Source organism: Ruegeria sp. G12 (assembly GCF_056533565.1).
Window position 1 is genome coordinate 187,454 of record NZ_JBQFOO010000001.1, and the last position, 12,643, is coordinate 200,096.

Genomic DNA, 12,643 nt, shown 5'->3' on the forward strand with positions numbered 1-12,643 from the left:
AGGGCGGGACCTGTCGGACCCGCCCTTTCTCAGTCGTATGAGTGTTCCGCGTTATTCGCGGTTGCCCAGCAGTTGCAGCAGGAACATGAACATGTTGATGAAGTCCAGGTACAGGCTCAGCGCGCCCATGATGGCGGCTTTGCCCAGCCATTCCTGATCCCCGGCATGTGCCATCTGCAGGTAGGTGGTCTTGATCTTCTGTGTGTCATAAGCGGTCAGGCCAGCAAAGATCAGAACGCCCAGAATGGACACGGCGAACATGATCGCAGGCGACTGCAGGAACAGGTTGATGATCATGGCGACCACCAGACCGATCACGCCCATCATCAGGAACGTGCCCATGCCCGACAGGTCTTTCTTGGTCACATAACCGTACAAAGACAGGCCCGCGAAGGCGATTGAGGTTACCAGAAAGACCTGAGCGATCGAGATGCCGGTGAAGGCCACGAAAATCCAGCTCAGCGACAGGCCCATGACCGCCGCGAAGACATAGAAGAACAGTTGCGCGCCAGCCGCGCTCAGGCGGTTGATGGCGGCACCGAAGCCAAACACCATGGCCAGCGGGGCGAACATGATGATCCAGCCCAGAAAGTTCGGGCTCAGCGTGACCGGGTCACGGAAAACCGACAGCAGTTGCGGGCTGGAGCCAACGGCCCATGCCACGGCAAATGTGATCAGCATGCCCACGGACATTGTGCCGTAGACTTTGTTCATATGGGCGCGCAGGCCCTCATCAATCTCGGCGGCGCGCGCGCCGGATGCCGTCCGGATCGTGTCGAATTGTGCCATCAAAGGGTCTCCCTTCACATAATTATAGTACGCCTCGGCGAGGCCAGGCGCTTTCCCTGCAAATATCGGCAACTGCAGGCGGTGTTTCAAGAGTTTCCGGGCCAAAACCGACTAAAATACGCAACAAAAATGGCGACCTGTGTCCACGGGTCGCCATTTATGCGCTACGGCTCTGATTTTCCGCTATTTCTGCCAGAATTGAGGGGCATCCCAAACCGGTCGCCGAAGTTCGGCTTCGACCTCTGCGCGGGTCACGCCGATGTCTTTCAGCGCGCGATCGTCCAGCCGGGCCAAGTGGCGACGCTGCCGCATGATCGCGAATGCGCGCTTGATCACGTTCAGACCGGACTTTTTCGCCGGCTTGCAGGGGCGTTGGATTGCAATTTGTGTCATTGAAATTGTCCTTTCCGCAATTTGAGATGATTCTTCCATCTATCATCAAGTTCCTTGATAAATATGAGGGGCTGTGACATATTTTAAAAACGAATATTTATGATAACATGCATAAAGGATCGTGAAGATGCGAAACCTGGACATCACCACCTTGCGCTCTTTCGTGGCTGTGGCGGATCAGGGCGGCGTCACCCGAGCGGCAGGGTTTCTGCACCTGACGCAGTCAGCGGTTTCGATGCAGCTGAAACGGCTTGAGGAATTGCTTGATCTGGAATTGCTGGACCGTAGTGGCCGGACCATTGCGCTGACCGCCTCGGGCGAGCAGTTGCTGGCCTATGCGCGGCGCATGATTGCCTTGAATGATGAGGTGATCTCAAAGCTCACCGATCAGGCCTATGAGGGTGAGGTGGTGCTGGGTGTTCCGCATGACATTGTGTACCCGGCGATCCCAAGGGTTTTGCAGCGTTTCAACGCGGATTTTCCTCGGGTGCGGGTGCACCTCGTGTCCTCGTACACGCTGCAACTGAAAGAGATGTACACGCGCGGCGAATGCGATCTGATCCTGACCACCGAAGCTGCCGCCAGCGACGAGGCCGAGACCATAGCGGAACTGCCCCTGCGCTGGATCGGGGCACCGGGCGGGTCGGCATGGCGCAAGCGGCCCATTCCTATTGCCCTGGGGCGGCGCTGCATGTTCCGCCCACAGGTGATCGCAGCGCTGGATGGGGCGGGCCTGTCGTGGGAATTGTCGGTCGAAACCGAAAACGACCGCACCATCGAGGCGACGGTCAGCGCGGATCTCGCGGTCTATGCCGCCCTCGACGGGACCGAGGCGGCGCATCTGGAGCAAATCGACTCGGGCGGCATTCTGCCTGAATTGCCGGGCCACGTGATCAACCTGTATGGCGGAAAACCCGGTCGCAACGCGGTGGTCGAGGCTCTGGCCGCGCTGGTGCGGCAGAATTTCCGCATGCTGGGAAGTGGGCAGCTTCGGGCCGTCGGATGAGAGCCGTCAGGGCGTAATCACGATTTTCCCGGTCGATTTCCGCTCTTTCAGTAGCCGCATGCCCTGTTCGACGTCGGTCAGGGGCAGCACATGGCTGATATGGGGGGAGATTTTGCCCTCGGCATGCCAGCGGAACAGGGTCTGAAAACTGTCCTGCACAATCTGGGGGCGGAAGTTCAGATAGCCGCCGATGTAGAAGCCGATGACAGTCAGGTTTTTGACCAGAAGGTGGTTCGCGGGTATCTGCGGCACATCCCCGCCCGCGAAACCGATGGGCAGAAGACGCCCCTCGGGGTTGGTGGCGCGAAAGGCGGCCTTGAACACGTCGCCACCGATGGCGTCATAGACCACATCTGCACCGCCCAACGCTTTGACCCGGGCGCGCAGGTCCTCCGAGTTGTCGATCAGGTGATCCGCGCCGGCCGCCTTGGCAACCGCCAGCTTGTCGTCGCCACGCGCCTGCGCAATCACCGTGGCCCCCATCAGCTTGCCGATCTCAACCGCAGTCAGCCCTACGCCGCCCGCCGCGCCTGTCACCAACAGGGTCTCACCCGGTTGCAACCGGGCCCGGTGATCCAGCGCGAGATGGCTGGTGCCATAGGCGATCTGTATGGCGGCGGCGTCTTCGAAACCGGTCGAATCGGGCAGGGGGATCACCCGGTCGGCGTCGAAGACCCCATACTCGGCCAGCCCGCCCTGTCCGCAATAGATTGCGACCCGGTCGCCTATGGTCAGGTGGGGCACGTCGGGGCCGAGCGCGTCGATGATGCCCGCGACCTCCATTCCTTGGGTAAAGGGCACGGGAGGGGTATCCTGATAAGTGCCTTTCTGCATCAACAGGTCCGCAAAGTTCAGCCCGCAGGCCCGAATGGCAACCCGCACCTGCCCCCGATCCGGCGTGGGGAGGTCAATGTTACATAGCTCCGGACCCGTTTCCGGGGACTGAATGCGATAAGCCAGCATCTGGGCGCTCCGTCCTGTTTTCCGGGGCATGGGGACGTGGCGCAGCGGCATTGTCAACACGTAAGCGGTGACAGGTTCCGGGCGGTGCGCGCCATGTGCAGACACGGCGCGCGTGCACGCAAACGGGTTGGTGTTTCAATGCGACACAACCCTAAACCTCAGTTCATTCGAGGCGATTCAACCAGCTTGAAAAAAAATCAAAAAGAGGCATTATAGGGTCTTAGTGCTGTTTCGGGGGGCGGTACGGTCCGGATTAGCGAGTGGTTAACTGCACCTCGCTAATGTTGCGATTACGGACATCGCGCATTCCCGTACAGATGTTTAGGTAGTAAAGGAGAATACCAATGACCCATCACGTCGATGTCCATGTGGGCAAGCGCGTCCGGCATCGCCGCTGGCTGATTGGCATGACCCAACAGCAGCTGGCGCAGCAAGTTGGTATCAAGTTTCAACAAATCCAGAAATACGAAACAGGTGCCAACCGGATCAGCGCATCCCGCCTTTGGGACATCGCCGAGGCATTGGACGTTCCTGTCAGTTTCTTCTTCGAAGGGCTGGAAGAAACGCAGAAGGGCGATTCGGACAAGAAGTCGGTGCCTGCCGATCTGATGGGGGATAAAGAGGCGCTGGATCTGGTCCGCTCCTACTACGCGATCCCGGAAAATCAGCGCCGCCGTCTGTTTGAACTGGCGCGGGTTCTCAGCGACGTCGCCTGACAGTAAACCCTTGACACTGCGGGGTGCAGGCCGCACGGGTGGCGTATGCAACAGAGCCCTTTAAGTGATCTGGAAACAGCCGAAGAAATGGCCGACGCAGCCCGCGCGGCCATTCTTCCGTATTTCCGGCAGAGCAATCTTGAAACCGCGAACAAACTGGCTGACGGGTTCGATCCCGTCACCGAGGCTGATCGCGGCGCGGAACAGGCCATGCGTGCGGTGCTGGCTCGCCACCGCCCGGATGACGGTATCTTTGGTGAAGAGTTCGGTCACACCCAAGGCAGCAGCGGGCGCACTTGGGTGCTGGACCCGATTGACGGAACCCGTGCCTTTATCAGCGGGACGGCCAGTTGGGGTGTTTTGATTGCACTTTCCGATCAGGACGGACCGGTCATGGGCGTGATTGATCAGCCCTATATCGGGGAGCGGTTCGTGGGCACGTCGGATGTCGCTCAGGTCACGGGCCCGCTAGGGACGACCGAACTGAAGACACGCCCAACAGAGACACTGGATCAAGCCATCCTGTTCACCACTTTCCCCGAAGTCGGCACACCCGAAGAAGGTGCAGGCTTCCGGGCCGTGTCTGAACAGGTGAAACTGACGCGCTATGGCTTGGATTGTTACGCTTATGCCCTGCTGGCCGCCGGTCAGATTGATCTGGTGATCGAGGCCGGGCTGAACGCCTATGACATTCAGGCCCCCATCGCGGTCATTCAGGCGGCGGGCGGTGTTGTCACCGATTGGCAGGGCGGCCCTGCCCATAACGGCGGCCGCGCTCTGGCGGCGGCCAACCCAGACATCCACTCCGCCGCGCTGGAGATCCTGCGCCGCTTCTGAAATCTGTTGCCGAACCGGGGACGGGCGGGTAGAAATCACCCGGTCGGTTCTTGGGCCCGTTTTCCGCCGACCTGAGCACTCCTTGCATGAGACGGGCAAATGCAGGAGGGCACAAATGTCTGAAATTCTGATTAAAAACGCCGATTTCATCCTGACGATGGATGACCAGCGGCGCGAACTGTCTGGCGCGGATATCCTGATCCGCGATGGGCAGGTCGCGCAGATCGGCGCTGGTTTGACGACGACGGGGGAAACTCACGATGCGTCAGGCTGCGTGGTAACGCCGGGGCTGGTGAACACCCATCATCACCTCTACCAAACCCTGACCCGCGCGGTTCCGGGCGGGCAGGACGCTCTGTTGTTCGGCTGGTTGCAGACGCTCTACCCGATTTGGGCGCGCTTCGGACCGGATGAGATGTTCACCTCGGCGCAGATCGGTCTGGCGGAGCTGGCCCTGTCCGGCTGTACCCTCAGTTCCGATCACCTGTATCTGTACCCCAACGGTGCGCGGCTGGAAGATACGATCCACGCCGCCGCAGAACTCGGGTTGCGGTTTCACCCAACCCGCGGCGCGATGAGCATCGGCGAAAGCGACGGAGGCCTGCCACCAGACAGTCTGGTTGAGGCGGAAGAGGACATCCTGAACGATATGATCCGCGTGGTGGATGCCTTTCACGACCCCGTCGAAGGATCAATGTGCCGGGTGGGTCTGGCCCCTTGCTCTCCGTTCTCGGTCAGTCGGGACCTGATGCGGGACACGGCGCTGTTGGCACGTGACAAAAGGGTGATGCTGCACACGCATCTGGCCGAAAACGATGAGGATATCGCTTACTCGCAAGCCCAGTTTGGCTGCCGCCCCGGCCAGTATGCCGAAGACCTGGGCTGGACCGGCGCGGATGTCTGGCACGCCCATTGCGTCAAGCTGGATGGGGCCGAGATCGCCCTGTTCGCCAAAACCGGAACCGGCGTGGCCCATTGCCCCTGTTCAAACTGCCGTCTGGGCTCCGGTATCGCGCCGGTGCGGGTTATGCGCGACAGCGGCGTGAAGGTCGGGCTGGGGGCAGATGGCTCGGCCAGCAACGACAATGGCAATCTAATGCTGGAGGCGCGGCAGGCGATGTTGTTGCAGCGCGTCGCGAACGGTGCCGATGCCATGTCCGCCCGCGAAGCGCTGGAGATCGCGACCCGAGGTGGTGCCGATGTTCTGGGCCGTCCCGATTGTGGGCGGCTGATGCCTGGTAAACGCGCCGACATCGCGATCTGGGATACGCGCAGCATCGAAAGCGCTGGCAGTTGGGATCCCGCCGCGCTGCTGCTAGCTGGGCCGATGAAGGTCAAACACCTGTTTGTCGAAGGGCGCCAGATCGTGCGGGACGGGCAGATCACAACAATCGACCTGCCGCGCGCCATCGAAACTCACAACCGCCTTGCGCGCGCGCTTGCACAATAGCGGGATCCGTCCTTCATCTGGCTAAAAATATCCCCGCCGGAGGCATGCGCCGCAGGCGCATTCAGCGCGCGACCTGCTGGCCGTTGATCCAGACCTCAGCAATGGACCGATCATCGCCCATCATGATGGTCGGGAACACCGCCTCCCACAGGGTCTCGGCATGGACCTCGCGCTGGGCGATGTCGGGGGTCGAGGCGAGGTCGAGGACCACCAGATCGGCCTCCATCCCCGGTGCGATATTGCCGATGCAATCCTCCATCCGCAACGTGCGGGCAGAACCGACAGTGCCCAGCCACAGCAGCTGCGCCGGATGCAGCGGGCGACCGCGTAGCTGCCCGATCTCATAGGCGGCGGCCATCGTGCGCAACATGGAAAAGCTGGACCCGCCACCGGTATCAGTGGCCAGACCGACGCGGTGGCCGTCATGGATCAGACCGTTCATGTCGAACAGGCCCGAGCCGATGAACGTATTCGACGTGGGGCAGTGGATCAGCGCCGCATCCACTTCGCGCAGACGATCCCGCTCGCGGTCTTCCAGATGGATCACGTGTCCATACAGGCCGTTCTGGCCCAACAGGCCGAATTTCTCATAGGTGTCCAGATAGTCACGGGCGTCAGGGAACAGGGACCGGACCCATTCGATCTCATCGGTCTGTTCGCTCAGATGCGTTTGCATCAGGCAATGGGGATGCTCGGCCCAAAGCGCGCCCATCGCCTCAAGCTGTTCCGGCGTGGAGGTCGGCGAAAACCGGGGTGTGATGGCGTAGGACAGCCGGTCGACGCGGTGCCATTTCTCCAGCAAGGCCTCGGATTGGTCATAGGCGGTCTGGGCGGTGTCGCGCAGGCCCTCGGGCGCGTTGCGATCCATGCAGGTTTTGCCCGCCACCACACGCTGGCCGCGCTGTTGTGCGACCGAGAAGAACGCATCGACGCTTTCGGGATGGATCGTGCAAAAGCTGCACATGGTCGTGGTGCCATGTGAAGTGGTCAGGTCCAGATACCGGTTGGCGATTTCCGTGGCATAGTCGAAATCGCCGAACTTCATCTCTTCGGGGAAGGTGTAGCTGTTCAGCCAGTCGATCAGGCGTTTGCCCCAACTGGCAATCATGGCGGTCTGGGGGTAGTGCACATGCGGGTCGACAAACCCGGCCATGATCAGCCGGGGGCCACAATCCCGAACATCAGTGTCGGGGTGCGCGCGGGTCAGCGCGTCGGCAGAGCCCAGCTCGGCAATGCGCCCGTCCTCGATCAGGACCGCCTCATCTATCCGGGTGGCATCGGTCGGTTCACCGTCGAACGGCGATCCGTCAAAACTCAGTACGCGCCCTTTCAAAAGCGTCTTTTGCGCCATGTGCCCTGTTCTCCGACTGTTTGGAACCGCTTGGCAGCATAGGGGGGCGAAAGATGTGGGTAAATCGGCGCATTGTCATTGTTTTTCGGTAGCTGCTTCTTCTAATTAGGGGCCAATGGCAAAGAAAACGGGAGCAGCACATGACAACCGGCATTGATGATCCCGTCACCGATCCTGCAAGCGACGAAGATGCCTATGCGCTGGACCAGCGGACCGTGGCCGCGATCTTGTACGCAGTGGATGTCGAGGATCGCGACAAGCTTGTCGAGTTGATGGAGCCGCTGCACGCGGCCGACATCGCCGACCTTCTGGAACAGATCAACCCCTATGACCGGGGCCGCCTGATCCGCCTGTATGACAAGGAATTCGACGGCGATATCCTGTCGGAACTGGATGAGGCCGTCCGGGAAGAAGTCATCGGCATCCTGAAACCGGACGTTCTGGCTGAAGCCGTGCGTGACATGGAAAGCGACGATGTCGTTGACCTGCTGGAAGATCTGGAAGAGCCGCAGCAGGAAACCATTCTGGACGCGCTTGAGGATTCCGAGCGGATTGCGGCGGAACAGGCGCTGTCTTACCCCGAGAACTCTGCCGGGCGTCTGATGCAGCGCGAGGTCGTCATGGCCCCCGAGCATTGGACTGTCGGGCAAGCCATTGATTTCATGCGCGCCAATGACGATCTGCCCGAGCAGTTCTACCATGTCGTTCTTATCGACCCGCGTCTGAAACCCGTTGCGCAAACTATGCTGGGCAAGCTGATGGCGAACCGGCGCGACGTGCCGCTGCTCGATATTACGGAAGAGGAATTCCATGTCATCCCTGTCGATCAGGATGAAGAGGATGTGGCCTATGCCTTTAACCAGTATCACCTGATCTCGGCCCCTGTGGTCGATGCGGATGGCCGTCTGGTCGGGGTGATCACCATCGACGACGCGATGGTCGTGTTGGATGAGGAATATGAAGAGGACATGCTGCGCCTTGCTGGTGTCAGCGACGAAAGTTCGATCTCGGACAGTGTCGCCGCGACCAGTCGGCGGCGGTTGCCTTGGCTGGCGGTGAACCTGTGTACGGCGATCTGCGCCTCATTGGTGATCTCGCAGTTTGAGGCCTCGATTGATCAGCTGGTGGCACTGGCGATTTTGATGCCGATTGTGGCGTCGATGGGGGGCAATGCGGGCACCCAATCCTTGACCGTCGCGGTGCGGGCGCTGGCGACACGCGACCTGACGCCTGCCAACGTGATGCGCGTGATCCGGCGGGAATTGCTGGTCGGGCTGCTCAATGGCCTGTGTTTTGCCATTGTCTTGGGAACAGTGGGGATGCTGTGGTTTGATTCACCGCTGCTTGGGGTCGTGATCGGGGCGGCACTGGTCGTAAACATGATCATCGCGGGCTTCGTGGGAACGGTAGTACCTGTGGTACTGGATCGTCTCGGCGCTGACCCGGCGCTGGCATCCGGTACCTTTGTGACAACGACGACCGACGTCATGGGGTTCTTCCTGTTCCTGGGGCTTGCAACTGTGGTGCTTCTTTGACCGATCTCACCGAAATCAAAGCGGCTGCGCGCAAGGCTGCGTTCGCGCGCCGCAAAGCCGCCTTCGATGCGCGCTTACCCGGCGGGGCTGGGCGTTTGTCCGAAGTTCTGGCGGGCTATCGTGGCGTGCCCCTGTCCGGCTACATGCCGATCCGGACCGAGATCGACCCGCTGCCCGCTATGGCCGAGGCCTCGGCCTATGGCCCAGTCGGCGTACCGGTGATACAGGCCGCCGGTCAGCCGCTGCGCTTTTCCCGCTGGACCCCGGACGGTACGCTGAAAGACGGCCCCTTCGGAGCCCGCGTGCCCGAGGTCGATGATTATTTCGACCCCGAGATTCTGATCGTGCCGCTGGTGGCTTTCGACGCGCGCGGCGGCAGGCTGGGCTATGGCGGCGGGTTCTATGACCGCACGCTTGAAGGGCTGCGCGCCAAACGATCCACACTGGCCATCGGCTTCGCCTTTGACGCGCAAGAGGCTGACGACCTGCCGCTGGAACCGACCGATCAACCGCTGGACATGGTTATCACGGAAAGCCGGGTGCTGACGTTCTAGTTTTCGAAATGGCTGCGCAGGTAGTCCCAGGCGTCTACCTCGGACCCGTCCTGCAGAACGCAGACGCCGTATTCGCTGCCATCGTCATTCTTGCGGATCTGATATTCTCCGCCGTTTTCAAGACAGAACGTGGCCGCCGGGTTTGCCATTGTAGTCGTGGTTTTTTGCTCAGCCAGAGCGGTCTGACCTGCCAGCAGGGCGAGTGCGGTTGCTGCGATGAATTTCATACCAATGCTCCTAACCGGAATGTTCTTGTTCAGATTGGCATTTCTGCATGTGATTGCAAGCGGCTTGCGCGGCGTAGAAATTGCACGGTTCCGCCTTGTTATTGCCCAGCACACCCCATAGGACCGCGATTATGAGGATTTTGTTTCTTGGCGACGTTATGGGCCGGGCAGGGCGCGCGGCCGTGCAACAGCATTTGCCGCGTCTGCGCGACGAATGGCGGCTGGATTTTGTTGTGGTCAATGGCGAAAACGCCTCGAACGGAATGGGCCTGACGGGGGACCACGCCAAGCTGCTGCTCGAGGCCGGGGCCGATTGTCTGACGCTGGGCGATCACGCGTTCGACCAGAAAGACATGCTGCAATTCATTGAGAAAGAACCGCGCATCGTGCGCCCGGTGAATTTCGCCAAAGGCGCGCCGGGCCGGGGGCATCGCCTGTACACCGCGCCAGGCGGGCGCAAGGTTCTGGTGGTTCAGGTGCTGGGTCAGGTGTTCATGAAACGGCCCTTTGACGATCCGTTTTCCGCGATCGAGCCGATCCTGAAATCCCATCCGCGCGGTGGGCAGGCCGATGCGATTATCGTGGACATGCATTGCGAGGCGACGTCCGAGAAAATGGCAATGGGCCACTATTGCGACAAACGCGCCAGTCTTGTGGTGGGCACGCATACCCACGTGCCCACCGCGGATTCTCAGATTTTGCCCGGCGGCACCGCCTATCTGACCGATGCGGGGATGTGCGGCGATTATGACTCGGTCATTGGCATGGACAAGGTCGAGCCGATGCGCCGCTTCATCACCGGCATGCCCAAGGCGCGGTTCACCCCGGCCAATGGTGAAGCGACGCTGAGCGGCGTGTTCGTTGAGACCAACGATCAAGACGGCAGTGCAAAATCTGTGCATATGGTACGCGTCGGCGGGCGGCTGGAGCAGGCGGGGCCGTAAAGGCTTGCTCTGCCCCGCGCAATGCGGGAAACTACCCGTCAGGCGCTTGGGCCAGGGTTCGGACAGAATACCACGAATGCAATTCCTTCCACTGACAGACACTGGTGGCGCAATTCTCGCGCTGATGATCGTCGCGGGCATGTTCATCATGTTCCTGCGCGAGGTCTACCCGACCGAGGTGGTGGCCATTGGCGGCGTGTCCCTGATGTTAGTCACCGGTATCCTGCCCTACCAAAGCGCCCTTGCGGTGCTGTCAAACCCCGCGCCGTGGACCATCGCCGCGATGTTCATCATCATGGGGGCGCTTGTGCGAACGGGCGCTTTGGACGCCTTTACCTCGACGGCGCAGAAACAGGCGCAGGTGAACCCGCGCATCGCCATTGGCTTGCTGATGGCTTTTGTCGTCGTGGCCTCGGCGGTGGTGTCGAACACGCCGGTTGTGGTGGTGATGATCCCGGTCTTCGTGCAGATCGCGCGAACGCTGAATGTCCCGGCTTCGAAACTGCTGATCCCGTTGAGCTATGCGGCTATTCTTGGTGGCACGCTGACCCTGATCGGGACCTCCACCAACCTGCTTGTGGATGGTGTGGCCCGCGCACAAGGCATGCAGGCCTTTACGATCTTCGAGGTCACGCCGCTGGGCATCGCTCTGGTCATCTATGGCATGATTTACTTGCGCTTCATCGCGCCGCGTTTGTTGCCGGACCGGGACAGCATGGCCTCGCTGCTCAGCGACCGGTCCAAGATGAAGTTCTTTACCGAGGCCGTAATCCCGCCGGAAAGCAACCTGATCGGGCGTGAAGTCACCGGCGTGCAACTGTTCAAACGCCCCGGCGTGCGCCTGATTGACGTGATCCGGGGCGATGACTCGTTGCGGCGCAATCTCAAGGGGGTTGAGCTGCAGGTGGGTGACCGCGTCGTTCTGCGGACCGAAATGACCGAATTGTTGAGCCTGCAGAGCAACAAGGAACTGAAACGCGTCGATCAGGTCTCGGCTGTCGAGACCAAGACGGTCGAGGTGCTGATCACCCCCGGCTGCCGCATGGTCGGGCGCACGCTGGGCATCCTGCGCCTGCGCAGGCGGTATGGTGTCTATGTGCTGGCGGTGCATCGCCGCAACCAGAATATCGGTCGCCAGTTGGATGATCTGGTGGTCCGGGTGGGCGACACGCTGCTGCTTGAGGGCTCGCCGGCGGATATTCAGAAACTGGCCGCTGATATGGATATGGTTGATGTGACACAACCGTCCGCCCGCGCATTCCGCCGTAGTCATGCGCCGATTGCAATTGGCGCGCTGGTCGGCATTGTCGCTTTGGCCGCGCTGGGTGTGGCACCGATCTTGCTGTTGTCGATCCTGGCGGTTGCCGTGGTTCTGCTGACGCGCTGCATCGACGCGGATGAGGCGTTTTCCTTTGTCGAGGGCCGCCTTCTGGCGCTGATCTTCGCGATGCTGGCCATTGGTGCTGCGCTGGACAGTTCCGGCGCTGTAATGCTGATTGTCGAGGCGGTCGCGCCGGGCCTGAGCGCCCTACCGCCGTTCCTGATCATCTGGGCGGTTTATCTGCTTACATCGGTGTTGACCGAACTGGTATCGAACAACGCGGTGGCTGTTGTGGTGACGCCGATTGCCATCGGGCTGGCGCAGGCGGTGGGGATCGATCCGCGCCCGCTGGTTGTTGCGGTGATGGTCGCGGCTTCGGCTTCGTTCGCGACGCCCATCGGCTATCAGACCAACATGATGGTCTACGGGCCGGGCGGGTACAGGTTCACCGATTTCATGAAGGTCGGCATTCCGCTGAACCTGACCGTTGGGCTGCTGGCCTCGTTTCTGATCCCGTTGATCTGGCCGCTGTGATATCGGCGCAGACCCGCCGGTTG

Annotated in this window: 13 protein-coding genes; 8 read left to right on the forward strand and 5 right to left on the reverse strand. The window is 60.9% G+C overall.

Going from position 1 to position 12,643, the window contains the following annotated elements; all coding sequences use genetic code 11:
- Positions 1–51 precede the first annotated feature (51 nt).
- The gene (locus ACR0JN_RS00940) at positions 52–789 is read right to left on the reverse strand and encodes a Bax inhibitor-1/YccA family protein (protein ID WP_480883527.1); all 738 of its coding nucleotides are present in this window, start codon (positions 787–789) and stop codon (positions 52–54) included.
- Positions 790–972: 183 nt separating this feature from the next.
- The gene (locus tag ACR0JN_RS00945; protein ID WP_480816657.1) at positions 973–1,182 is read right to left on the reverse strand and encodes a DUF1127 domain-containing protein; all 210 of its coding nucleotides are present in this window, start codon (positions 1,180–1,182) and stop codon (positions 973–975) included.
- A gap of 127 nt (positions 1,183–1,309) precedes the next feature.
- Between ACR0JN_RS00945 and ACR0JN_RS00950 the strand changes: the two genes are divergently transcribed.
- Positions 1,310–2,188, forward strand: a complete 879-nt coding sequence (locus ACR0JN_RS00950) for a LysR family transcriptional regulator (RefSeq protein ID WP_480816656.1) — start codon at positions 1,310–1,312, stop codon at positions 2,186–2,188.
- Between the two features lie 6 nt (positions 2,189–2,194).
- Here ACR0JN_RS00950 and ACR0JN_RS00955 read toward each other — a convergent pair whose 3' ends face one another.
- A complete protein-coding gene (locus ACR0JN_RS00955; RefSeq protein WP_480883529.1) occupies positions 2,195–3,151 on the reverse strand; it encodes an NADPH:quinone oxidoreductase family protein in 957 nt (318 codons plus the stop codon).
- A 344-nt stretch (positions 3,152–3,495) separates the two neighbouring features.
- Between ACR0JN_RS00955 and ACR0JN_RS00960 the strand changes: the two genes are divergently transcribed.
- From ACR0JN_RS00960 to ACR0JN_RS00970, 3 genes are all read left to right on the forward strand, one after another.
- The gene (locus ACR0JN_RS00960; RefSeq protein WP_480883531.1) at positions 3,496–3,867 is read left to right on the forward strand and encodes a helix-turn-helix domain-containing protein; all 372 of its coding nucleotides are present in this window, start codon (positions 3,496–3,498) and stop codon (positions 3,865–3,867) included.
- A 45-nt stretch (positions 3,868–3,912) separates the two neighbouring features.
- Positions 3,913–4,704: a histidinol-phosphatase gene (gene hisN / locus ACR0JN_RS00965; protein ID WP_480883533.1), complete on the forward strand. Its 792-nt coding sequence runs from the start codon at positions 3,913–3,915 to the stop codon at positions 4,702–4,704.
- 115 nt (positions 4,705–4,819) lie between these two features.
- Positions 4,820–6,154 (forward strand): 8-oxoguanine deaminase, encoded by a 1,335-nt coding sequence (locus ACR0JN_RS00970; protein WP_480883535.1) that lies wholly within the window; start codon positions 4,820–4,822, stop codon positions 6,152–6,154.
- 61 nt (positions 6,155–6,215) lie between these two features.
- Here ACR0JN_RS00970 and guaD read toward each other — a convergent pair whose 3' ends face one another.
- On the reverse strand, positions 6,216–7,505 hold the full coding sequence (gene guaD / locus ACR0JN_RS00975) for a guanine deaminase (RefSeq protein ID WP_480883537.1): 1,290 nt from the start codon (positions 7,503–7,505) through the stop codon (positions 6,216–6,218).
- 140 nt (positions 7,506–7,645) lie between these two features.
- On the opposite strand from guaD, the gene mgtE reads away from it, so the two are divergent.
- Positions 7,646–9,040, forward strand: coding sequence for a magnesium transporter (gene mgtE, locus ACR0JN_RS00980; protein WP_480883539.1), 1,395 nt, complete (start codon positions 7,646–7,648; stop codon positions 9,038–9,040).
- Entirely contained in the window at positions 9,037–9,594 is a 558-nt protein-coding gene (locus ACR0JN_RS00985) for a 5-formyltetrahydrofolate cyclo-ligase (protein ID WP_480883541.1), read from the forward strand. Before mgtE ends, ACR0JN_RS00985 begins: the two co-directional genes overlap by 4 nt.
- Here ACR0JN_RS00985 and ACR0JN_RS00990 read toward each other — a convergent pair.
- Positions 9,591–9,821 (reverse strand): putative hemolysin, encoded by a 231-nt coding sequence (locus ACR0JN_RS00990; RefSeq protein ID WP_480883542.1) that lies wholly within the window; start codon positions 9,819–9,821, stop codon positions 9,591–9,593. The genes ACR0JN_RS00985 and ACR0JN_RS00990 overlap by 4 nt on opposite strands.
- A 131-nt stretch (positions 9,822–9,952) precedes the next feature.
- Between ACR0JN_RS00990 and ACR0JN_RS00995 the strand changes: the two genes are divergently transcribed.
- A complete protein-coding gene (locus tag ACR0JN_RS00995; RefSeq protein ID WP_480883544.1) occupies positions 9,953–10,765 on the forward strand; it encodes a TIGR00282 family metallophosphoesterase in 813 nt (270 codons plus the stop codon).
- Positions 10,766–10,841: 76 nt separating this feature from the next.
- On the forward strand, positions 10,842–12,620 hold the full coding sequence (locus ACR0JN_RS01000; protein WP_480883546.1) for an SLC13 family permease: 1,779 nt from the start codon (positions 10,842–10,844) through the stop codon (positions 12,618–12,620).
- Positions 12,621–12,643: the final 23 nt, after the last annotated feature.

What these genes read in the sequence shown, in the direction of transcription:
- ACR0JN_RS00940 (WP_480883527.1), bottom strand. Translation starts at nt 789, where the DNA reads ATGGCACAATTCGACACGATCCGGACGGCATCCGGCGCGCGCGCCGCC.
- ACR0JN_RS00945 (WP_480816657.1), bottom strand. Translation starts at nt 1,182, where the DNA reads ATGACACAAATTGCAATCCAACGCCCCTGCAAGCCGGCGAAAAAGTCC.
- ACR0JN_RS00950 (WP_480816656.1), top strand. Translation starts at nt 1,310, where the DNA reads ATGCGAAACCTGGACATCACCACCTTGCGCTCTTTCGTGGCTGTGGCG.
- ACR0JN_RS00955 (WP_480883529.1), bottom strand. Translation starts at nt 3,151, where the DNA reads ATGCTGGCTTATCGCATTCAGTCCCCGGAAACGGGTCCGGAGCTATGT.
- ACR0JN_RS00960 (WP_480883531.1), top strand. Translation starts at nt 3,496, where the DNA reads ATGACCCATCACGTCGATGTCCATGTGGGCAAGCGCGTCCGGCATCGC.
- hisN (WP_480883533.1), top strand. Translation starts at nt 3,913, where the DNA reads ATGCAACAGAGCCCTTTAAGTGATCTGGAAACAGCCGAAGAAATGGCC.
- ACR0JN_RS00970 (WP_480883535.1), top strand. Translation starts at nt 4,820, where the DNA reads ATGTCTGAAATTCTGATTAAAAACGCCGATTTCATCCTGACGATGGAT.
- guaD (WP_480883537.1), bottom strand. Translation starts at nt 7,505, where the DNA reads ATGGCGCAAAAGACGCTTTTGAAAGGGCGCGTACTGAGTTTTGACGGA.
- mgtE (WP_480883539.1), top strand. Translation starts at nt 7,646, where the DNA reads ATGACAACCGGCATTGATGATCCCGTCACCGATCCTGCAAGCGACGAA.
- ACR0JN_RS00990 (WP_480883542.1), bottom strand. Translation starts at nt 9,821, where the DNA reads ATGAAATTCATCGCAGCAACCGCACTCGCCCTGCTGGCAGGTCAGACC.
- ACR0JN_RS00995 (WP_480883544.1), top strand. Translation starts at nt 9,953, where the DNA reads ATGAGGATTTTGTTTCTTGGCGACGTTATGGGCCGGGCAGGGCGCGCG.
- ACR0JN_RS01000 (WP_480883546.1), top strand. Translation starts at nt 10,842, where the DNA reads ATGCAATTCCTTCCACTGACAGACACTGGTGGCGCAATTCTCGCGCTG.